This is a genomic window from Amycolatopsis bartoniae (genome assembly GCF_014191255.1).
GTDB lineage: Bacteria > Actinomycetota > Actinomycetes > Mycobacteriales > Pseudonocardiaceae > Amycolatopsis_E > Amycolatopsis_E bartoniae.
Genome location: NZ_JACHWH010000003.1, coordinates 290,606 through 311,312, shown reverse-complemented (window position 1 = coordinate 311,312; position 20,707 = coordinate 290,606). Strand labels below are relative to the sequence as shown.

General features: G+C 69.8%; 16 protein-coding genes, 4 tRNA genes and 1 pseudogene. 8 read left to right on the top strand and 13 right to left on the bottom strand.

The genetic code is table 11. The features are described 5' to 3' along the window. Window positions 1-41 precede the first annotated feature (41 nt). Window positions 42-593: a dTDP-4-dehydrorhamnose 3,5-epimerase family protein gene (locus FHX82_RS18160; RefSeq protein WP_145933775.1), complete on the top strand. Its 552-nt coding sequence runs from the start codon at window positions 42-44 to the stop codon at window positions 591-593. Here FHX82_RS18160 and FHX82_RS18155 read toward each other — a convergent pair. The 4 genes from FHX82_RS18155 to FHX82_RS18140 all read right to left on the bottom strand — a co-directional run bounded on the left by FHX82_RS18155 (window position 574) and on the right by FHX82_RS18140 (window position 4,311). After that, complete coding sequence (locus FHX82_RS18155; protein WP_145933776.1) at window positions 574-1,224, bottom strand: PIG-L deacetylase family protein; 651 nt, start codon at window positions 1,222-1,224, stop codon at window positions 574-576. The two genes, FHX82_RS18160 and FHX82_RS18155, sit on opposite strands and share 20 nt — an antisense overlap. Window positions 1,225-1,233: 9 nt before the next feature. Further along, window positions 1,234-2,724: a sugar transferase gene (locus FHX82_RS18150; protein ID WP_145933777.1), complete on the bottom strand. Its 1,491-nt coding sequence runs from the start codon at window positions 2,722-2,724 to the stop codon at window positions 1,234-1,236. A 489-nt stretch (window positions 2,725-3,213) separates the two neighbouring features. Further along, window positions 3,214-4,038 (bottom strand): IclR family transcriptional regulator, encoded by an 825-nt coding sequence (locus tag FHX82_RS18145; protein ID WP_145933778.1) that lies wholly within the window; start codon window positions 4,036-4,038, stop codon window positions 3,214-3,216. A 201-nt stretch (window positions 4,039-4,239) separates the two neighbouring features. Further along, window positions 4,240-4,311, bottom strand: a tRNA-Val gene (locus FHX82_RS18140). Between the two features lie 388 nt (window positions 4,312-4,699). Here FHX82_RS18140 and FHX82_RS18135 point away from each other — a divergent pair. From FHX82_RS18135 to FHX82_RS18120, 4 genes are all read left to right on the top strand, one after another. Continuing rightward, on the top strand, window positions 4,700-5,125 hold the full coding sequence (locus FHX82_RS18135; RefSeq protein WP_027945617.1) for an SsgA family sporulation/cell division regulator: 426 nt from the start codon (window positions 4,700-4,702) through the stop codon (window positions 5,123-5,125). Window positions 5,126-5,239: 114 nt separating this feature from the next. Continuing rightward, window positions 5,240-5,312, top strand: a tRNA-Gly gene (locus FHX82_RS18130). Window positions 5,313-5,337: 25 nt separating this feature from the next. Continuing rightward, window positions 5,338-5,408 (top strand) — tRNA-Cys (locus FHX82_RS18125). Window position 5,409: 1 nt separating this feature from the next. Continuing rightward, window positions 5,410-5,481: transfer RNA gene (locus tag FHX82_RS18120), tRNA-Val, on the top strand. Between the two features lie 558 nt (window positions 5,482-6,039). Here the strand turns inward: FHX82_RS18120 and FHX82_RS18115 are convergent. After that, window positions 6,040-6,477 carry a cupin domain-containing protein gene (locus tag FHX82_RS18115; protein ID WP_145933779.1) on the bottom strand — a complete coding sequence of 146 codons (438 nt, stop codon included), beginning with the start codon at window positions 6,475-6,477 and terminating at the stop codon, window positions 6,040-6,042. A 1,016-nt stretch (window positions 6,478-7,493) separates the two neighbouring features. After that, entirely contained in the window at window positions 7,494-8,174 is a 681-nt protein-coding gene (locus FHX82_RS18110; protein WP_145933780.1) for a nitroreductase family protein, read from the bottom strand. Window positions 8,175-8,687: 513 nt separating this feature from the next. On the opposite strand from FHX82_RS18110, the gene FHX82_RS18105 reads away from it, so the two are divergent. Next, window positions 8,688-9,260: a TetR/AcrR family transcriptional regulator gene (locus FHX82_RS18105; RefSeq protein WP_221216154.1), complete on the top strand. Its 573-nt coding sequence runs from the start codon at window positions 8,688-8,690 to the stop codon at window positions 9,258-9,260. A 281-nt stretch (window positions 9,261-9,541) separates the two neighbouring features. Here FHX82_RS18105 and FHX82_RS18100 read toward each other — a convergent pair whose 3' ends face one another. Next, on the bottom strand, window positions 9,542-10,957 hold the full coding sequence (locus FHX82_RS18100; protein WP_145933781.1) for a pyridoxal phosphate-dependent decarboxylase family protein: 1,416 nt from the start codon (window positions 10,955-10,957) through the stop codon (window positions 9,542-9,544). An 81-nt stretch (window positions 10,958-11,038) separates the two neighbouring features. Between FHX82_RS18100 and FHX82_RS18095 the strand changes: the two genes are divergently transcribed. Both FHX82_RS18095 and FHX82_RS18090 read left to right on the top strand, forming a co-directional pair. After that, window positions 11,039-11,470: an Lrp/AsnC family transcriptional regulator gene (locus FHX82_RS18095; protein ID WP_145933782.1), complete on the top strand. Its 432-nt coding sequence runs from the start codon at window positions 11,039-11,041 to the stop codon at window positions 11,468-11,470. Between the two features lie 218 nt (window positions 11,471-11,688). Continuing rightward, complete coding sequence (locus FHX82_RS18090) at window positions 11,689-13,077, top strand: FAD-binding oxidoreductase (RefSeq protein ID WP_145933783.1); 1,389 nt, start codon at window positions 11,689-11,691, stop codon at window positions 13,075-13,077. A 68-nt stretch (window positions 13,078-13,145) separates the two neighbouring features. Here the strand turns inward: FHX82_RS18090 and FHX82_RS38010 are convergent. The 6 genes and pseudogenes from FHX82_RS38010 to FHX82_RS18065 all read right to left on the bottom strand — a co-directional run. After that, a pseudogene (locus tag FHX82_RS38010) lies at window positions 13,146-13,418 on the bottom strand (RidA family protein); the annotation flags it as partial. Window positions 13,419-13,426: 8 nt separating this feature from the next. Continuing rightward, window positions 13,427-14,665, bottom strand: a complete 1,239-nt coding sequence (locus FHX82_RS18085; RefSeq protein ID WP_145933785.1) for an NAD(P)/FAD-dependent oxidoreductase — start codon at window positions 14,663-14,665, stop codon at window positions 13,427-13,429. Between the two features lie 15 nt (window positions 14,666-14,680). Then, a complete protein-coding gene (locus FHX82_RS18080; RefSeq protein ID WP_183176694.1) occupies window positions 14,681-16,093 on the bottom strand; it encodes an MFS transporter in 1,413 nt (470 codons plus the stop codon). Between the two features lie 26 nt (window positions 16,094-16,119). After that, window positions 16,120-17,784 (bottom strand): CocE/NonD family hydrolase, encoded by a 1,665-nt coding sequence (locus FHX82_RS18075; protein WP_145933787.1) that lies wholly within the window; start codon window positions 17,782-17,784, stop codon window positions 16,120-16,122. After that, entirely contained in the window at window positions 17,781-19,334 is a 1,554-nt protein-coding gene (locus tag FHX82_RS18070) for an alpha/beta fold hydrolase (RefSeq protein WP_145933788.1), read from the bottom strand. Before FHX82_RS18070 ends, FHX82_RS18075 begins: the two co-directional genes overlap by 4 nt. Then, window positions 19,334-20,704 (bottom strand): serine hydrolase, encoded by a 1,371-nt coding sequence (locus FHX82_RS18065; protein ID WP_145933789.1) that lies wholly within the window; start codon window positions 20,702-20,704, stop codon window positions 19,334-19,336. Before FHX82_RS18065 ends, FHX82_RS18070 begins: the two co-directional genes overlap by 1 nt. Window positions 20,705-20,707 lie beyond the last annotated feature (3 nt).

Below are 20,707 nucleotides of genomic sequence, written 5' to 3'. Positions count from 1 at the left end.
CTTTCCCCTTTTCTTCTCCGACGGACAGGAGCAACTTAGCCGTGCAGGTCACCGAAACCGACATCGCGGGCGTGTTCGTCCTCCGGCCGCGGCCGCACCACGACGAGCGCGGGTTCTTCACCAGGACGTTCGACGCCGCGATCGCCCGCGAGCACGGGATCGAGCTCGGCGACGAGGCGCAGGACTCGCAGTCGCGGTCGCGGCAGGGCGTGGTCCGTGGCCTGCACGGGCGCGGCGGGCGCGGGGAGGCGAAGCTGGTGCGGTGCGCGCACGGCGCGGTGCTCGACACCGTCGTCGACATCCGGCCGGACTCGCCCACGTTCGGGCGACGGCTGGAGTTCCGGCTCGACGACACGGAGTTCGCGCACCTCTACGTGCCGCCGGGGATGCTGCACGGGTTCCAGGCGCTCACGGAGACCGCGGACGTCTGCTACCGGATCGACCGCCCGCACGACCCGTCGGAGGACCTCGCGGTCCGGTACGACGACCCGGACCTGGCGATCGACTGGCCCCTGCCGGTGACGGTCGTCAGCGCCCGCGACGCGCAGGCCCCGTCGTGGCACGAGCTGCTGGTCAGCCTCGGCCGAGGGTGAGCGCGAGCTTTTCGACGTGGAAGGCCTCGGCGTAGCGGGTGTGCTGCTGCACGCCGCGGAGCCGGGCGAGGGCGAGGAAGGCGTCTTCGTCGTACCAGTCCTTGCCGTGCTGGGACGGGTAGTGCTTGGCCAGCAGCTCCGCTTTGCGGCGCGCCGTCTCCTCCGTCAGCGGCTGGTACACCGAGGGCTGGCTCAGGTCCCCGTCCCACTTGAGGATCTCGTAGCCGAGCACCAGCTGGTCGCGGAAGACCTGCGGCGCGACCTCGGCCAGCAGACGGTGGTCCTGGTGCCGGTCGCCGCGGTGCGGGGCGAGCACGAGGTCGGCGGAGAGCCGGTCGCGCAGCGCGGCCACCGCCTCCTTGACCTCGAGCCAGTGCGCCGGCATCCGCCCGTCGGGCAGCCCGAGGACGGTGAGCTCGACCCGGGCGGGCGCGCAGAAGTCGGCGAGCGCCGCGCGTTCCTCGTCCTCCCGCCCGGTTCCGGCGCCGCTCAGCACGAGCGCGTGCACGGTGAGGTCCGGCCGGCCCGCGCAGAGCGTCAGCAGGCTGCCGCCCGCGCCGATGGCCAGGTCGTCGCAGTGCGCGCCGAGCAACGCGACCTCGCGGATTCCGGGGAGTTGCAAGGAAAGCACGCGGTGAGGCTAGTAGGCGCCCCGGCCGCTCACGACGGCGCGGGCCGTCTTCCACAGGATCACCATGTCCAGCGCGAGCGACCAGTCCTCGACGTAGCGCAGGTCGAGCCGCACGCTCTCGTCCCAGCTCAGGTCGCTGCGCCCGCTGACCTGCCACAACCCGGTCAGCCCCGGCTTGACCAGCAGGCGGCGGCGGGCGGCGCGCTCGTAGCTGACGGTCTCCTCCGGCAGCGGCGGCCGCGGGCCGACGAGCGACATCGTGCCGCCGAGCACGTTGAACAGCTGGGGCAGCTCGTCGAGCGAGTACCGCCGCAGGACGGCCCCGACCCGGGTGACCCGCGGGTCGCGGCGCATCTTGAACAGCGGGCCCGCGCCCTCGTTGGCGGTGAGCAGCTCGTTGCGCACCCGGTCGGCGTCGACGACCATCGTGCGGAACTTGATCATCCGGAAGGTGTGCCCGTCGCGGCCGACGCGGTGCTGCCGGTAGAACACCGGGCCGCGGTCGTTGAACTTGATCAGCAGCGCGATCAGCAGCAGCACCGGCGAGATCAGCACCAGTCCGGCGGCGGCGGTGGCCCGGTCGAAGATCTCCTTGACCACGCGGCGCCCTCCGGTGAACGCGGGCGCGCTGACCCGCAGCAACGGCATGCCCAGCACGCCGGACACGTTCAGCCGTGGTCCGCCGACCTCCATCAGCACCGGCGCGACGACCAGCTCGGCGCCCGTGCCTTCGAGGTCCCACGCGAGCCGCTGCAGCCGCGCCGGGGTCCAGTACGGGTCGGAGGTCACGGCCACCACCCGGTAACCGCCGCGGCGCACCTGCTCGGCGACCTCGTCCAGCCGGCCCGCGACGGCCACCCCGCCGACCTCGCCGGTGCCGCTGTCGGTGCAGACGGCCTCGACGTGCCAGCCGACGTGCGCGTCGGCGCGGGTGCGCTGGATGAGATCGTGCACGGTCGCGGGGGCACCCGCGGCCATCACCGGCAGCATGCACGTGCCGTGCACGTGGCGGGCGCGGTGCAGGAAGCGGCGCAGCAGGTAGCGCTGCGGCAGCGCGACGAGCCCGACCACCGGCACGGCGAAGAACACCCACGGCTGCACGTCCAGCGCCCCGAACATCAGCCCCGCGAGCGCCACGACCACCCCGGCCGTGAGCAGCGCCCGGCCGAGCCGGCGGAACTCCTCGGCGCCCTCGCCGAGCACGTGCTGGCTCCACGCGCGGTTGAGCGGCAGCGCGCACAGGATCGCGGTGGCGGTGCCGGAGGCGTGCAGCAGGTACGGCCGCCCGGTGACCTCCACCAGCACCAGGACGGCGGAGACGATCACCAGCACGGTCGCGAAGACGTCACAGCCGATCACGCAGGCCGAGTACCGGCGTTCCCAGGACGTGGCCGACGCGCGCGGCGCGCTCGTCTCCGTGGCGACGTCGGGCACCGGCTGCAGGCGCACCCGCGCCACTCCCCCGGCCTCCGGAAACGGTTTGCCCACCGGGTCTTCCATCCGACCTCCCGCATCCGGCGGCGGGGACGACGTGTCCCGCACCTTGTTCCCCTGAAAGAGTCACGCAACGTAATCGATTTACCGGCGTGGTCACGTCCCCCTCGGGCGCACCATCAGCCGGGGAGTCGGCCGCGATCGAGGAGTCGTTACACCGAGTTCCCTGCAAGATCGAGGAATGAGAACGCGAGCCAAACCACGGCCGAACGGCGGAGGACCGCCGTTGCCTCCCGCCGAACAATCACGGAAGGTAGCCGGTAAATCCACCACATGTCCGCGGTGTACCGCGTACTGAAACGGGTGTTTCGATTTAACCCGAATGGAGCATTGTGGGATGCACCGTCAGCCACGACCATGGACTGCGTCGGCGAAACCTGGCCGTCCAGAAAAACCGCCGGTTGCGTGAGCTGCAACAGCCATTGACTACCGCAGCCGGCGCCGGAACCCCGGCGCGACATCCGCCCTCCCCGCGCGCCGGGGTTCCTCTTTCCCTCAGGCGGCGTCGTTGGAACCGCTGCGAGCGCGCGGCCGCGAGACGATGCGCGCGGCCACGTCGAGCAGCGCCTTCGCGGCGCGGCCCACGTCCTTGGCCGGGAAGCGCGCGGCCGGCGCGCTGAGGCTGATCGCCGCGGGAATGCTGGTGCCCAGCAACGGCACGGCCACGCAGCGGCCGTCGGCCTCGTTCTCCAGGTTGTCCACCGCGTAACCGAGCGTGCGGATGGTGTCGAGCTCGGCGAGGTACTCCTCGACCGTCGTGATCGTGCTCGCCGAGCGCCGGGGCATGCCGGAGCGGGCGAGGATGTCGCGCACCCGCTCCTCGGCGAGGTGCGCGGCGATCGCCTTGCCCAGTGCCGTGGAGTGCAACGGGTCGCGGTCCCCGCGCGCGGCGGCGAGCCGGACCCCGCGGCGGCTTTCGATGATGTCCACGTAGATGATGCGGTCGCTGTCGAGCACGCCGAGGTTCGTGGTCTCGCCGAACTCGTCGCGCAGCTTCTCCAGCCACGGGCGGGCGACCTCGCGCAGCAGCTCCAGGTGTCGGGACTGCATCCCCAGGAAGCCCAGCCCCAGCCGGCACAGCCCGGTCTCCTCGTCGCGCTCGACGTACCGGTGCGCCTCCAGCGTCCACAGGTACCGGTAGGCCGAGGACTTCGGCATCCCGGTGGCCTCCACGACGGTGTTGAGGCTGATACCGTCGACGGACTGCTGCAGCAGGTCCAGGATCGCGCAGACGCGGTCGACCGCGCGCAGTGAGTAGTCGCGGTCCTCGGCGAGGGGGCCGTCGCCTTGGTCGGGGTCGAGGTTCGGGTCGGCCGCCAAGACTCACCTCGTTTCAATAGGCAGAGTGAGCGTTTCATATCGTAGCGCCCAGCTGTGCCACCGAAAACCCCCGTGCACGGGCGGAAATCCGCGCCGGCGCGTCACCCGACCGCGTGAGAATGGTTGAGGTTGGAACAAGACGACGAAACCCCGGGTTGGAATCCGATGTCACTCGAACTCCGAACCCGGGGTTTCGGGGGGTGGGCGATACTGGGATCGAACCAGTGACCTCTTCGGTGTGAACGAAGCGCTCTCCCGCTGAGCTAATCGCCCCCGTGCGGTACGAGAAGGAACTCTAGCGCACCCCGGAACGGCTCTGGCAAACGGGTGGTCTTTAGGTGGCCACCGTGTGCGCACGAGCAGGTACGGAGCGAACAACCGAGTGGTAGCAAGCACTGTGTTCGCCTGGTAGCGGGCCGTGTCACCTGCGACGTTGCAGACACGGCGCTGTCGTTCGCGACCGGAACCGAGCAAGATGTACGAGGTGGACGATCACGGGACCGGACACCGAGGCCGCTCGGGGACGGGTGAAGATGGACCGCAACGCCGATGAACTCATCCGGGTGATCTCGCGTCTAACGGAGAGCGAATCGGCGTGCTGGTGCGTCCCACCAGCAGTACCCGGCCGGGCGGGCCGTGGAGGGAGACGAAAGGTAAGACCATGCGTAACGATCACGTGACGCTCCGCTCGACGGCGGTGTTCGACCTGCTGGCGCCGCGCACTCCGGCGGTGCCGGTCAAGGTGGAGCTGCGCTACGACACCCGCGACCCCTATGCGGTGGTCGCCGCCTTCCGCACCGGCCGCGCCGGCTGGGTCGAGTGGGTCTACGCCCGCGACCTGCTCGCGGACGGCCTGCTCGCCGAAGCCGGTGACGGCGACGTGCGCATCCGCCCGTCGGTCGAGGACCCGGAGTCGGTGCTGATCGAGCTGAACTCGCCGTCGGGGCACGCCATGTTCGAGGCGTCGGCCCAGGAGCTGGCGGACTTCCTCGACCGGACCTACGACGTGGTGCTCCCGGGCAACGAGCACCTGTGGGTCGACGTCGACGACGCGCTGACCCACCTGATCCCGAACGATCTGGGCTGATCAGAGCACCCGCGGTCACAATGGGTACCCCCCTGTGATCGCGGATTCCGGGGTCGGATATGGTTTTGCCACACCGCGAGGACGGGGGCCGAGCCGCCCGGAGTCGCTGGAAACGCGGACGTAGCGCAGCTGGTAGCGCATCACCTTGCCAAGGTGAGGGTCGCGGGTTCGAATCCCGTCGTCCGCTCGGAGGAGCCCACTCGGGCCCGTACGGTGGAGTGGCCGAGAGGCGAGGCAACGGCCTGCAAAGCCGTGTACACGGGTTCGAATCCCGTCTCCACCTCGCGCGATTAGCTCAGCGGGAGAGCGCTACCTTGACACGGTAGAGGTCACTGGTTCGATCCCAGTATCGCGCACTCATTCTTTCCGCAGGTCAATGGGCCTGCTGGTGACCACGGCCCGTTCTGGTCAGGCCGTACTGGGCGAAAATTAGGCTCCAGCCAAGGAAACCAGCTAAACAGCTTCGTTCGCTGCCGGGCGTCAGCGCCGCGACCGAATGACCGGCGTCACATGGTCGTAATTCCGTTCGACGGCCAGCGTTGTGCCCCGTAGTCCATCCACTCGCGCAGCACCTGACAGGTCACGTCGTCCAAGGGATGCTCGTGACCGGCGATCCCCAGACGCCGGCCTACGAGATCGACGTCCTCGAGGTGGAGGGCGCGGATTTCGCGAGGGCGAGCAGCGTGGATCGTGGCGAGTGCTTGCGGCAGCGACGGCAGCCGTGACGTCGGCCGGGGCCAGCGGTGGCCAGACAAGGTGCACACGCTTGCCCAGTTTGCTGCCGATGGCAGGCGGACCAGGGTACGTTGCCCCGGCGTTGCCTCACCGCGCGCACCTCGTTTGTGCTGGACGGAATGCCAGGACGAGGAAAGCAGCCGAGAAAAAGCCTCGCCGCTGCTTTCCTCGTCGCATCGCTATTCGAACGGGCAGCCGGGGTTCGGCACGTCGACGGCCAGCAGGCTGCCGACTGGGTTCTGATAGAGCACGTCCAGGACCATGGGAGTGGAGCCGAGATTACGCCCGATATGGACGTATCCGGGTCCGCTTTCCTCCGTGATGCGTTGGCCGACGTGATAAATCCCGTCGATGGAGCAGTTCGACTCGTTGTGGGTCAACACGCCTTGCCTGACGATGCCTGACACCATACCGGGGTGGTAGTGCCAGCCAGTGCTACCACCGGGAGCGATCGTGATTTCCTTCACGACGTATTCGGTGGTGCCGATAGTCTTGTCCAAGACCGTGACCGAGGTGACCCCAGAGCCTGGGGTCGCGTTCGCCGTCGCGGTCGTCGTCGCTGCTGACAGGCCGATGACCGCGGCAGCGGTCAGGGTGAAGCGAAGAGTCTTGCGCATGTGTAGACAGTTCCTCCAAGAACCCTCTGTCCAGAGGTCTTAGTCGTGGTCACCCCTGCCCACCACACTATAGCCATGTGTGGAGCGCTCGGTACACAAGGTGGGCAGCCGTGCCGAGCACGTCACAGTTGTCCCACACCAGCTGTGAACCGTCACGGGTTGGGGACGGCCTCGGTGTCAGACCATCGCCGCTTTGGGTCGGTCGTCATGGGTTCGGTGGTGGTCGATGACGATTGGTTGCGTCCGTCGGCAACGCTGGGTTCGGCGGTGGTGGTGGCAGTGCTCGAGTCGGTCCAGCGGATCGCGGCCCGGTAGCCGGTAGCATCTACGAGGCGCACGCCGGTTCTTGGCGCCCTGGCCTGGGCTGGCGGCGAGCATCTGCCGGACTCCGGCACGACGGGTATAGGTCGCGCGTTGCCGGGCTGGGTGCCCGCGGCGGAACCAGCGGTGACCGGGCCGGGGTTGCAGGTTCAGCGGCCCGAACTCACCGACACAGATCACACTGCCATCGGCGGGCGGGTGGTCGTAGAGGTCGAGGTCGCTAGCCATCTTCACCGCATAATCGGGGTCCTTGCTCGTCTTCCAGCTCTTCGTACGTTGCCAGCTGATCCCCGCCCGATGCAGGACCCGTCGCGCGTTTCGCCGGAGACCGCCAGACGGTGACGCTCGCGCAGATAGGCGACCAGCTTGGGGCACGCTGCAGGTCGTGAACGGCAGACTGAGTTCGCAGGGGCGCTGCGGCAGATGAGATCGTCTCCCATCCCCGTACCGAGCGTGACTGTGGTGCCAGTGGCGGCCTGGCGCTACCAGGCCGGACGACTCTCCCGCCAGTACCGCGCGCGGGGTTATCGCAGTTTTGTCGGTGTGGCAGCATTTCCACCTCGTCTCCTACGACCAGTGGGCCGGAGAAGGACGACTCGATTCCGGTCGACGTGACGGTGAGCCTCGTGGGATGAGGTGCGGTGGAGCTCGGGTTCGCGGGAACCCAATAGTCCGCCAGCTGCCGGATTTGGCCTCTACCAGCCGTTCCAGTGGACGAAATTCTTGGCGTCGACCCGCGGGGCCGGTTTGAAGTCGATGCCGATCGTGTAGGCGACGGGGATCAACGCGACCTGGACGGTGGTGTCGAACGGAAGGCCGAGCAGGTCGGCCATCTCACGCTCATAGGCGAGGTGGCCGATGGTCCAGCACGTGCCGAGGCCGCGTTCCCGCGCGGCGAGCATGAAGCTCCAGGTAGCGGGAAGCACTGAGCCCCAGTTGTGCGCCTGTCCGTGGACTGTGCCGAGTTCGGCGCGGGTCGCGACCCGCACCACCGGGATCATCAGCACCGGCACCTCGTGCAGATGCTCGATCAGGTGGCCGAGGCTGCCCCGGATCCGTCCCCACTCCGCCGAAGCGAAGCTCCCCCTGGTCGGGAGCGGCAGGCCGTGGTGTTCGTCGGGACTGCCGTGCGCGAGTCCGGCGCGCCAGAGGTTGGCCATCTCCACCTTCGTCGCGGGATCGTCGACGAAGACGAAGTCCCATTGCTGCTGGTTGCGGCCGGTCGGAGCCTGAGTGGCGATCGCCACGGCCTCCTGGATCAGCTCCCGCGGAACAGGCCGGGTCAGGTCAAGGCGGCGGCGAACCGCGCGCGTGGTGGTGAGGACTTGGTCGGCGGTGAGGCCGAGAGTGAGGTTCGTCGGGCTGCTGTCGTTCATCGTGTTGCTCCCAGTCGGAATCAGCGGATAGTGCCAGTGGTCGCGGCGACGAGCGCCCCGACCAACGAGCTGGTCGGGGCAGGGTGGCCAGACGCCCGCGGAGGCCGCCTACTGCAAGCGAGCATACAGACCTGTCTGTTCGCTCCTCGACCATAGCAGCACCTCTTGGTGACCCGCTCCGGCAACTCCTGGACGAGCGTGGGTCGGTTCCGCTCTTCCGCATCTGGCGCAGGCCGAAGTGGTACCGGAGCAGCGCACCGCGCAGGTCACCCGTCATATCGGACGGAACCAGGAACCGCCGATTTCCGCCCCGCCGACGCAGCGAACGGCAGCTCGTGCAGGCGGGTTCCCTGGAGCAGACCGGCCGTGCGCGACATGCCAGCGTGGGCCGCCGATAGGTGCTGCTATGGTCGAGGAGTGAACAGACAGGTCTGTACGAATGGTCCACAGCACGCGGAGAAGGTGGGCGGCGCGGCCGCGCGACGCAGCGGGCCGGACGTTAGGGTGCGATCCGTGGCCGACGACGCCTCCACCACTCCACATGAACGCCTGCTGGCCGCCGCGACCGAGCTCTTCTACCGGGAAGGGGTGCACACGGTCGGGATCGATCGGGTCATCGCCAGGGCCGGGGTAGCCAAGGCGACCCTCTACAGCACCTTCGGCTCCAAGGACGCGTTGATCGCCGCCTACCTGGAGATCCGCCATCGCGAAATGCGCGAGCGCGTCGACCAGGCGATCGGCCGCCATCGCTCTTCGCGCGAGCAACTGCTCGCGGTCTTCGACCTCCAGATCGAGCTGACCAGCGATCCCGAGTACCGGGGCTGCCCGTTCGCCAACGCAACCGCCGAAGCCCATGCCCCGAGCGCGGACGCGGCGGCCGACGCGTACCGCGACTGGCTCCGGGAAACCTTCACGGCACTCGCGTCGCAGACCGGCGCTTCGAATCCGCGAACCCTCGCCCAGCAGCTGCATCTGCTCTGGGATGGCGCCGCCCAGTCGGCTCGGATGGATCGCGATCAGCACGGCGCGTGGGCGGCCAGGACAGCCGCCGCCACTCTGCTCGACGCGGCGCTGCCGACAGCCTGATCCGCGGCTCCGGCCGCCGCTGCACACAGCCAGTGGGCGGTAGACGACAACGTCCCGAGATCTCGCGTGCCTTCGACACCTTCACCCGGCCGGTGTCGCGGAGGATGTGCGGCGCCCGCAGCCGTGATCGACGGAGCTGAGTGAGTACTGCGGACGGCGGAGAATCCCCGGTTTGCACCATGTCTTGATCGCCGGACTGCTCGGCACCGACTACCGCCCCGGACAAAGTCACAGGAGATCGAACACCTGCCCGCGCCGCCAACTGGTGATCACCGACGTGTTCACCTCTGCCGGCTTGCGACGACCTCCCGTAACCGAGCGAGGATCAGGTCGATGTCCTCGGTCGTCGTGCGGTGGTTGGTGATGCAGGCGCGGATACCGTGCCTGCCGTTGATCATCACCGGTCCGAGCAGCGCGGTGTTCTCCGCGGCCAGCGTTTCCAGAAGTTTCGTGTGATCGCTGTGGGACGCATCATCGACAACGAAGCACACCGCCGTCAACGTGACGGGGGCGAGCAGGGTCAGGCCGGTCGTAGCCTCGACGCCGCGCGCGAAGTGCTGCGCCAGTTCGAGCGTCCGGCGAGTCGCGACTCGGAACGAATCCACGCCGAACGCCTGTAAAGCACTCCACACTTTCAGCGCCTTGAAGCTTCGCGAAAGCTGGGGCCCGTAGTCCATGTAGTCGGTCATCAACGGGTCTTCCGCCACGGTGAGGTACGACGAGTCGAACGCGTATGCCGCACGCAGCTTTGCGCCGTCGCGCACGAGCAGGCAGCCGGCTTCCAGCGGAGCGAACAGCAGCTTGTGCGGATCCATGGAGATCGAGTCGGCGCGGGCGGCTCCTCTCATCAGCTCCCGCATCTCCTCGCACAGCAGGAAGAGGCCACCGTAGGCGCCATCGACGTGCAGCCACAGGTCCTGCTCCTCGCACAGATCGGCGATCGCGTCCAGGGGATCGACCGAGCCGGTGGCCACGGTGCCGCATGTCGCGACCACGCACCAGGGCCGCAGACCGGCCTCGCGGTCCGCATCGATGACCGCGGTCAGCGCGTCGACGTCCATCCGGTTCTGGTCGTCGACCGTGATGTGGCGGACGTGGTCGACGCCGATTCCCAGGATCGCCGCGGCCCTGTCGACGCTGCGGTGAGCCTCGACCGACGTGTAAATGACCAACGGCGGCGCCGAGCGCTGAAGCCCGGTCCTCCGAAATCCGGGCACGCGGTCATCCAGCGCGGTCGCCAAGGCCTGCAACGTGGCCAGCGAGCCGCCCCCGGTCAGGATGCCTTTCGCGGTCGCCGGGAATCCGACGATCGAGGCCAGCCACTCCAGCACCGCCCGCTCGACGACGCTCGCGGCCGGGGACAGCTGCCAGAAATTGCAGTTCTGGTTGATCGTCGCGGCGACGGCCTCGGCGTAGGCGGCAACGCCGTTGGGCGGCCCGAGCACGTAGGCGAGGAACCGGGGGTGCGCCACGGTGGTGGAGTTGGGCAGGATCGTGTTCTCGAGACGGTCGAACAGGCCGTCCACGCCGATGCCCTTTTCCGGCACCAAGTCCGCGAGCAGCGTCGCCAGCTGATCGCGGTCCGGCTCGGGCAACAGGCGCGATTCAGGCAGGCCGCGTTCGTATCGGTCCAGCAGCGCCACCAGACGTTCACCCGCCCGGGCGCGCTCCTCGTCAGTCAGTACCAGCTCACTCATGCGCAGCACGTTATGACAAAGTTCTGCGCACAGGATGCCATATTCGTCCTATGTCCGCGGCTGCTTTGGCATAGTGCGCCCATGGATCAGACGGATCGCGCAATCATTCGCCACCTGCAGGCTGACGGCCGCCTCGCCAACACCGAGCTCGCCGACAAGGTGGGGTTGACTCCCTCGCCGTGCCTGCGCCGAGTGCGCGCGCTGGAGGAGGCCGGCGTCATCACCGGTTATCACGCCGCCGTGAACGCCACGGCGCTCGGCCGGGGTTTCCGCGTCCTCGTGCACATCGACATGGCCACCCAGGACATCGGCACGATCGAGGCGTTCGAAGCCCGGATCGCCGAGGTCGACGAAGTCGAGGAGTGCTTCCGTCTGTTCGGCCAGCCCGACTACCTGCTGTGGGTGGCCGTCGCCGACCTCGCTGCCTACGAGCGGGTCTACATGAACACTCTCACGCGCTTGCCCGGTGTCGCCCGGACCAACTCCCAATTCCCGATGAAAACGGTGAAATGACCGAAGACTCGAGTGGACCGTACACCGGCCCGGCTGCACCGGAGTGACACCCTGCCTCTGGCCGCGAGTGTCGTGCACCATCCGAACGGCCAGTTCGCGAAGCCGCACGCCGTCGAGATGTGCTGCCGCCTGATCGCAAAACTTGGTAGAGTGAGCGCCACACACAGGTGGATAGAACGTTCTGTTCCGCATTCGCTCGCTACTGCCGAAGGAAGCTCATGCCCCGCAGTCACGATCACGCCCGTTCCGTCGCCGACGCCCATCGCGCGCTGCGCACATCGCGGCGCGCCGAGCAGGTGCACGTTTCCGGCCAGGGCTACGTCGACGGCGTCGCCTTGTGGAACGGCGCCGTGAAGCACCGCCCCGCCATCGTGCTGGCCTGCACGTCCACCGATGACGTGGTGCTCGGGGTACGCACCGCGCGCGAGTTCGGTCTTCCGCTCTCGGTTCGCGGGAGGGGGCACGACTACGCCGGCCGCGCCCTTGCCGACGGAGGCCTGACCTTGGACTTGAGGCCGATGCACGGTGTTCGGGTCGACCCCACGGCCCGGACCGCCGAGGTTGGTGGTGGCGCGTCCGCCAACGACCTGCTGGCCGCGGCCGGTGAGCACGGCTTGGTGGCCGCGACCGGCACGATCGGCACGGTCGGGGTGGCCGGCCTCACCCTCGGCGGCGGCTATGGGCCGCTCGCCGGGCGGGCGGGCCTCGCCGCGGACAACCTGCTGGCCGCGGAAGTGGTCACGGCTGACGGGTCGGTCGTGCACACGGACAGCCGGCGTGATCAAGACCTGCTGTGGGCGCTTCGCGGTGGCGGCGGCAATTTCGGGGTCGTCACGTCGATGACGGTGCGGCTGCACGCCGTGCCGGCGGTGGTGACCGGCATGGTGCTCTACCCCTGGAACCAGGCCAGGCAGGTGCTCGAGCGAGTCCGCGAGGCACAACAGGACTCCTCCGACGACCTCACGATCCAGGTCGGCGCGATCGCCGCTCCGGATGGCTCACCCGTGTTGCTGGTGCTGCCGACTTGGTCCGGCGATGTCGCGACCGGCGAGGATCCCTCGGGGCCGGTGATGACGCTGGCCCGGCTCGGCGATCCGGTGCTGGCCCAGTTGGGCGCCGCATCGTACGCGGCCACGATCGCCGGGCGGGACGCGATGTTCCCCGACGGCAGGCACGTCACCATCCGGACCCGCTCCGTGCCCGCGCTTGACGAGGACGTCGTCGATGTCATCGAGCGGTTCGGCGGTCGCCTGCCGACGCCGATGTCCGGGATCACCCTGCACCAATTCCACGGGGCAGCCGCCAGGATCGCTCCCGCCGACACCGCGTTCGTGCTGCGCAGGCCGCACCTCATGACCGAGATCATCGGCATCTGGCCCTCGGTGGACACCGGCGAGCATGTCCACGGCTGGGCCGACGAGGCATCCGTCGCACTGGCCGGGCAAGCCTTCCCAGGCGGCTACGCAAACCTCCTCGGTCCGGAAGCGACCGACCAGATTCCCCATGTCCACGGAGACAATCTTCCGCGCCTGCAGCGAATCAAGGCGGCTGTGGATCCGGAGGGCGTCTTCTCGGCAACGCCGTTGCCCACAGCCGAACCAGCCTGACCACAAGCCTGTCGCGGCAGCGTCCGGTGGAGCGGCCGCCACAGACGAATGGGGCGCCTGGCGCCGATCGTCGTACGAGCAGGGCGCGGCTCGGGGAACTCCTTGGCCCAGACCTCGTTGTAGGCGGCGAAGTCTCCGAAGTCGGCCAGGTAGGCGGTGATCTTGAGAATCTGGTGCGGCTGAGCTCCGGCCTCGGCCAGAACGCCCCGGACATTGCGGAAGGCCGCGCGTGCCTCGTCGTGGAAGGTGCCGTCGACCGGCCGCCAGTTCTCGCCGACGCCGACCTGGCCCGACAACAACAGCAGGTTGCCTTGGCGGCGGGGTCGCGGGCTGCCGGGCACGCACCTGGTCAGCCGCGCCGGAGGGGGTGGAAGGGGGCCAGTTCGGGCAGGTCGGTTCCGGTCATGATCTGCCGGGCCAGCAGCTTGCCCGTGGCGGGTCCGAGGGTGAGCCCCCACATGCCGTGCCCGCCCGCGACGTGGACACCCTCGAGCTTCGTCGAGCCGATCAGGGGCAGGCCGTCCGATGTCAGGGGGCGGGCCCCGACCCACGGATCCCGCACGTCGGCCCAATCGGCCCCCTCGATCAACGGGTGTATCGAACGCAGGATCGCATCGAGGCGCCTGCGGTCGAACGGCGCGTCACGATCGGCGATCTCCATGGTTCCCGCGACGCGGGCACGATCCCCGTACGGCGTCAGTGCGACCCGGACACCGGGAAGATACGCCGGAGCGGCGAGCGGGTCGGCGAGCCGGACGCTGCAGGAGTAGCCACGGCCCGCCTGGACCGGGGCCCGCACGCCGAGCGGACGGGCCAGCTCCGGCAACCACGGTCCGGTCGCCAGCACGACAGCGTCGCCGCGGTACGGCGCGCCGGACCAGGTATCGATTTGGAGGCCGCGGGGGCCGAACCCGACCGACCGGACGCGGGCGCCGTCGACGATCTCGCCGCCCCGCTTGCGCACCGAGCCGGCGAGCGCGTCGAGGAACGCACCCGGCGCGACGAACCGCTGGCCCTCCAGGTGCACCACCTGCTTGACACGGCGGGAAAACGGCCGCACGTGCCCCGGGCTCGTCCAGTAGGACACAGGCTGCCCGGCATCGCGGGCGGCGGCGAACTCCTGCTCGAGACCAGCGGTGTCCTCACCCTCCGTGAACCCGATCCGGACAACTCCCTCGTGCACGTCGGCCTCGACACCGCCCGCGACCAGGTCGTCGAACGCCGGGATGCTCAGCTGTCCCAGCCGAGCCAGCGCAGCCATCCCTCGCCGCCACCGCGCACCGGTCGAATTCCGGGTGAAACCGGCCAGGAAGGCCAGCATGGCCGCCGACACCCGCCCGGACACCGACACCGGTGACCCCGGCGTCAGCAGGCTCCGGACGCCTTCCCGCAAGAGCGCCGGATCCGGCAACGGCGCGACCATGGCCGGTGCGACGTAACCGGCATTACCCCACGAAGCACCCGCACCCACCCCCGACCGGTCGAGGACGGCCACGTCGGCGCCGTGCTCCTGCAGGAACCACGCGCACGAGAGCCCGACAGCGCCCGCTCCGACCACCAAGACCCGCTGTGGCGGGGAAAACTCCATGTCAGCTCCTTGTGTTCAGTGTTCGGCCAGCGCGACAGGGCGCGGGCTCGCGACGGCATTGCGCGGCACGGTCCCGGCCGCGGCGGCAGCGACGATCGCGACGACGGCGGAGACAACCAGTGCGGCGAGGAACCCGCTCCACGCCGAGACACCGAGCCCGGGCAACAGGGTGACGGTGAGCAAACTGCCGGTCACCTGGGCACCCAGCGTGCTCCCGACGCCCCGGACCACGTAGACGGCGCTGCTCGCGCTCCCGATCCGGTCCGCCGGCACCGTGCCGACCACGACGTTCATCGCCTGCGAGAACCCCAGCCCGATACCGAGACCGATCAGCCCGGCGGCAACCACGAGCCCGGCGAAGCCGAGGTGCCCGAGTATCAGCACCAGCGGCGCCGCGACGAGCGGCAGGCACGACAGCACCAGCAGCAGCCGAGCGCCGAGCAGCCGTTCCAGCGGTGCGGCAAGCGGGGCCGATGCCGCACCGAGCACCCCGAACACGGTCAACAGCGAGCCGGTGACCAGCGGGCTCTCGCCGAGTCCGTATCCCGACGCCGGGGGTGCGGCGACGATCAGGGGCAGCAGCACGAACGTCGCCGATCCCGCCCAGCCGGTCGCCAGCCCGATCACGTAGGTGGCGACCATCGCACGCCCACCCACCCGCAATGCGACCAGCGGCTGCGCCGTCCGCCGCTCCACGACGAAGAAGCTCGCGAGCAGTACCACAGCGGCGGCAAGGAGCGCGAGCACCAACACCGAACCCCAGCCCGACGTCGGGACGAAGGTGATTCCCAGCAACAAGGCGACGAGCCCACCGGCGAGCAGGACCGCGCCCACCCAGTCGATCCGGCCCCGGGCGCTCGGCTCCGTGGCCGGCAGAAGCCACGCCGCGAGCAGTCCGGCGAGGATCAGGACGCCGAACGGGATCCAGTAGATGAACCGGTAGGACAGCGCCAGGAGCAACGGCCCGGCCAGGAGGCCACCGGCGACCGTCCCGAAGCCGGACATTCCGATGAGGACCCCCACCCCGGCCTTGCCTGAGCCCCGGCTCACCCCGCTCAGGATCGCGATCGACAGTGGCACGAAGCCGAGCCCGAACCCCTGCAGTACCTGCCCGAGCGCCAGCAGGACCATGGTGCCGGCCAGAGCGGCCAGCAGCGTGCCGAGCGCGACGAGGGCCAGGACGGTGAGCAGGACCCGCTTGGGCCCGTGGACGTCGGCGAGGCGCCCGATCAGTGGCGAGGCGACGGTGCCCGCCAGGAGAAGCCCCGTGAACACCCAGGCGAGGGCCGAAGGGGAAGCACCGAAGGCGCTCTGCAAGACCGGGAGTGCCGGGGCCACCATGCCTTCGAGCGTCGAATAGGTGAGGGCGATCAGGCACAACAGGACGAGCGACGCAGCCCGGGGCGGGCCGGTTCTGACGGAATCCACTGGAGTCGACATTGACTTCCTCCGGATCAAGAGACGGGCTTGGGGTCCTGGGGTCTGCGGAGCGGAAGGTGCACGACGCTGGGGTGCGCACGGCCGTGATGGACCCGGATCGTGAACGGACGGCCGGGTTCTTGGTCGGCCCAGTGCTCACCGGTGCCGTTGGCAGGGGCCGTGGTCGGCGTGAACGAAGAGGTGACGAGCACGCGGATGCGATGCCCGACGGCAAAGGTGTGGTGCAGCCACTGCGCATCGACCTCGACGCGCACGACTTCGCCGCCGTCCAAGAGCTCCGGCTGTGGTCCATTGCGGACACTGAGCCGCCGCCCTTCGAGCTCGAACCCGGCCGGCAACATCGAACGCCCGTCGGGATGGACGTCGGTCACCCAGGCGAACACATCAGCGTCGGCCGCGTCCGCGGACACCGCCAGGTCGAACCGCACGCGTCCACTGACCGTCACCGGTTCCGACAGCGGCTCGGACGTGTAGATCCGCACGTCCGGGCGTGCTTCCAGGTAGCGCTGGTCGTGCGGCGGGTCGCTCCACGCGAAGTTGTCGAGCGGGGTCAGCGTCGCGACGGGGTCGGTCGCGTCGTGCGACCATTCGTCCGAAGTGGAGGAAGACGGTGGATCTGGCTGCAGGAGGCCGGTTCCCGGCTCGGTCAGCCCGAAGTGCAGAACCTGGTCGTCGGCGGCCGCCGGATATCCGGCCAAGTCCTCCCAGTGGTTCGCTCCGCTGTGCCACACCTTTGCGCGCGGCAGCTGCCGGACAGTCGTGTCGCCTTTGAGGTAGCGGTCCAGGAAATCACCGACCACCCCCAGCGGGTCGAGTGTCCCCGCGGACACGTCCTCACCACCGAGCCGGACGCGGGGCACGATATTGCCGATGTGGTCCCACGCGCCGACGAGCAGGTGCTTGTTCGCCGCGTGCGGCCCGGCCTGCAGGGCCTGCCAGGTCTCGAGCGTGGTCAGGTCGTCCCACCAGCCGAGGACGACCAGTGCGGGCACCTCGACGGCGGCGAGTTCCCGGTCGCTCAGTGCCCAGCCCGGCCCGAGGCAGTCGATGCGGCCCTCGACGTAGTCCGGCCAGGACGCGGTGGGAAATCCCGCCGCTTCGTGGAAGGTCCGCAGTGGACGATGTCCCCAATGGCGTCCCCACGCGGTGGCGCCGACGTCCTGCAGGGTGCGCCCTGAAACCAGGGCGAACCACCACATCCAGTACTGCCAGGGAATCCCGGTGTCCATGAACGGCCGCCCGCCCGGCCGGCCGCGGGCACCGACGGCCATCGGCACGATGCACCGCAAGGGCGCCGGCGCGCCCGCGGCGGCCCACCACTGGGTCAGGCCGTCGTAGCTGCCGCCGATCGTGCCGACGCGCCCGTCCGACCACGGCTGAGCGGCGGCCCAGTCGATGACCGCGACGCCGCCTTCGGTGTCGCGTTCCCACGCGGCGAACCGGCCGTCGGAGTCGCCACGCCCGCGCACGTCGCAGGCGACCAGCACGTAGCCACGATCGGCCAGGCGCAGCCAGTTGTCGCTCAAGAAGCTTTGGCGGCTGTAGGGCGTGCGCGCGACCAGGGTGGGCAGAGGGCCGGTCGTTTCGTCGTGGCCGGAGGGGAACGCGATATCGGCGACGAGGTCGCCGTCGCCGGTGGAAATCCGCTGGCCCCACAGCATTCGACGGGCGCGGCTCATGGAAGTACCTCCGGAAGCCGCAGGACCGTGTTTTCGTGGTGGACGCGGCGCCGTTCCCGGACCGGGGCGTCGTCAGCCGGGCGGTACAACGGCGCGCAGGTGGCGGCGACGCGCAGCCGCACGCGGTGCCCGGGCAGGAACCGGTGCCCGATCGGGCCCAGCCGCAGCACCGCCTTCCGCTCGCCGGGCCGGACACTGGCGACCCCGAGCGCCAGGTGCAGGCTCGGTGCCCCGCCGGGGAAGACGTCCTCGACCGAAGCGACCCAGAGCCCATCGGCAGGTGAGTCGCTCTCCGCGTCCAGTTCGAGCAGCAGCTCCCCCACGACCAGGCGCGGGGTTGTCAGCGCCGTGGAGGTGTAAACGAGCACGTCGTGCCTGCCGTCGAGGAACGTCAGGTCGAGCTGCGCGGGAGCACCCGCACTGACGGCGAGCCCGAGGTCGGGCTGGGCGGGCACGGGGTCTGCCCCATCGCTGGTGAACTCCGCGGCGCCGGTACCCGCGGTGTCGCCGAGGTGTCCGCTGCCGGCGGTCGTCCACGCACCGTGCGGCGCTGACGGGTGCAAAGCCCAGTTCAGCGCCGGTGGTGTGCGCGGCAGATCGTTCCAGGCGTTGTCGCCGGTGACGAAGACCCGGCCGCCCCGAGCGGGCTCACCCAGGCGCCCGAGCAGGTCCACCTGCAGTTCGAGTGGGTCGACGACACTGCCGGGACCCCAGTCGAGCCCGCCGACGTGCTGGGCCGGGTGGCGAGTGGTGTACGCCGTCCACGGTCCGACCAGCAGTTCGGCGTGTGGGCTGTTTCGGGCCAGCTCCCACGACGGGCGGCACGCGGGGTCCCACCAGCCGGTCAGGATCGTGACGGGAACCGGCACCGGCACCGAACCCGGGAGCCCGGCGGCGGTGAACTCCGCCCACCCGAGGCTGCCGTGCCCGAGGGCATGTTCCTGGTCCTTCCACGGGCGGGTCAGCACGTCGGCCCAGTCGGCGAACCGGGTGGGCAGCGGGTGCCGCCCGGCCATCAGGTGCCGCCAGACCAGCAGGTCCGCCCGCCGCACACCGTCCCGGCCCGGGAACACGTCCCCTGGCCCGCCGGGAGGGCTGATCAGGAACGCCGCCGCCACGAGGCCCGCGGCGTCCCGGGCCGCCGCGAGCGCGCACACGGCGCCGTAGCCCTGTCCCATCACCACGATCGGCCCGCCGCACCACGGGTGCCCGGCGAGCGCCGCCACGACCGCGACGGCGTCGGCCGCCTCGTGCACGAACGGGACGAACTCGCCGTCGGAGTCGCCCCGCCCACGAACGTCCACCGACACCACGGTCACCCCCGCCGCCGCGGCCAGCCGGCGGCAGTGCCGGGTCGAACCCAGCGACGGGACGGGCGAGGGACCGAGGGCGGAGAGCCGGCCGTTGCCCAGCGGCGCCCACACGACCACCGTCGCGGACGGTTCCGCCCCGGCGGCCCGGAACATGTTCACCGAAAGGCGGCGGCCGTCAGGTGCGGTGATCCCCGCGTCGAACCTGACGTCGACGCCGTGCTCGTCGAGTGTGCGCATCACATCGCCGCGGAAACACGCCGGAAGATCCGGCCGGCGCAGACGTAGGAAGCGCCGTCGACGAAGCTGACGGGCATCCCTGCGTCGCTGAGGAACCGGCCGTCCGCGTCGAACGGCGTCAGCGTCATCGGCGGCAGTGGCAGCAGGTCAGGCGAAATCATGGTCATGTGCCCGGCGAGGCTGTCGTTCATGTGCTGCTCGACGTGCAGGCGGTCGTTGCGCACGGTGACGGTCAGCGAGCCGCCTTCCGCCTCGTAGGTACCGGCATAGCGGTCGAGGTCGAGGCCGGCAGTGACCGGGTCGCCGGTTGTCTCCATCCGGGGCGCGGCCGAAATACCGCAGAGTTGCTGGAACAGCTCTTCGGTCAGGAGGGCGTTCAGCACTGCGCCGGTGGTGCTGTTGGTGAGCACGGCGACGGCGCAGCCGTGCTCCGGCGCGATCGTCAGGATCGAGTGCGCACCGGCGTTGCCGCCGGTGTGGCCCAGCGTTCGCGCGGCCCCGGTGCCCCGGATGTACCAGCCGAGCCCCCAGTTTTCGAAGGGCAGGCCCCACAGGGTTTCCAACGACGGCGCCTGCATGAGTGCCACCGACTCCGGGCTGAGCACCGTCTTCCCGTCTGCCGAACGGCCTTCACGCAGGTGCATCTGCCCGAACGCGATCATCGCGTCGATGTCGCACCAGAGCGTGGCGCCGGCCGGGCCGTTGCCGGAGTCGACGACCAGGCGGGGAACACGGGTGACCGCTCCAGAGGGGCCGACCAGGTGTCCCACCGCGGTCGAGCCGAGAACCAGCTCTTCGGCGGACGTGGTGGCGTTGCCTCCGAGGGGACCCAGGATCCGCTCGGCGAGCGCCTCGTCCCACGTCCGGCCGCTCACGACCTCGGCGACGCGGCCGGCGACGGCCATCCCGCCGTTGGAATACGACCAGAACCTGCCGGGCGGCGAGGTGAACGGCAGCTCCCGCATCACTTCAAGGTGCCGCGCCACGACCTCCGGGCTCCGCGGCAGGTCGTACATGCAGTGCCCTGGGATGCCCGCGGTGTGGTTGAGCAGCATCCTCACCGTGACGTGCTTCGAGGCTTCCACGTCGGCCAGCCGGAAATCCGGCAGGTACCGCTGCACGGGCGCGTCCAGGTCCACGAGCCCGTCATCGACGAGCGTCATCACCAGGGCGACGGTGAACACCTTCGTCACCGATCCCGCGGCGAACAGGGTGTCGTGCCGCACCGGCATCGACGTGGCGAGGTTGGCGCACCCCAGGTGTGCGGTCACGACCTCCTCGCCCACCGCCACCGCGGCCGCGGCGCCGGTCACGTGGTGTTCTTTCGCGAGCCGGTCGAGCCGGCTCCGCAATTCTTCAGCACTGATCATCAC

Excerpts from the sequence above, each read along its gene's own strand:
- FHX82_RS18150 (WP_145933777.1), bottom strand. The coding sequence starts at position 2,724 with ATGGAAGACCCGGTGGGCAAACCGTTTCCGGAGGCCGGGGGAGTGGCG.
- FHX82_RS18135 (WP_027945617.1), top strand. The coding sequence starts at position 4,700 with ATGCGTAACGATCACGTGACGCTCCGCTCGACGGCGGTGTTCGACCTG.
- FHX82_RS18115 (WP_145933779.1), bottom strand. The coding sequence starts at position 6,477 with ATGCGCAAGACTCTTCGCTTCACCCTGACCGCTGCCGCGGTCATCGGC.
- FHX82_RS18110 (WP_145933780.1), bottom strand. The coding sequence starts at position 8,174 with ATGAACGACAGCAGCCCGACGAACCTCACTCTCGGCCTCACCGCCGAC.
- FHX82_RS18100 (WP_145933781.1), bottom strand. The coding sequence starts at position 10,957 with ATGAGTGAGCTGGTACTGACTGACGAGGAGCGCGCCCGGGCGGGTGAA.
- FHX82_RS18095 (WP_145933782.1), top strand. The coding sequence starts at position 11,039 with ATGGATCAGACGGATCGCGCAATCATTCGCCACCTGCAGGCTGACGGC.
- FHX82_RS18090 (WP_145933783.1), top strand. The coding sequence starts at position 11,689 with ATGCCCCGCAGTCACGATCACGCCCGTTCCGTCGCCGACGCCCATCGC.
- FHX82_RS18085 (WP_145933785.1), bottom strand. The coding sequence starts at position 14,665 with ATGGAGTTTTCCCCGCCACAGCGGGTCTTGGTGGTCGGAGCGGGCGCT.
- FHX82_RS18075 (WP_145933787.1), bottom strand. The coding sequence starts at position 17,784 with ATGAGCCGCGCCCGTCGAATGCTGTGGGGCCAGCGGATTTCCACCGGC.
- FHX82_RS18070 (WP_145933788.1), bottom strand. The coding sequence starts at position 19,334 with ATGCGCACACTCGACGAGCACGGCGTCGACGTCAGGTTCGACGCGGGG.
- FHX82_RS18065 (WP_145933789.1), bottom strand. The coding sequence starts at position 20,704 with ATGATCAGTGCTGAAGAATTGCGGAGCCGGCTCGACCGGCTCGCGAAA.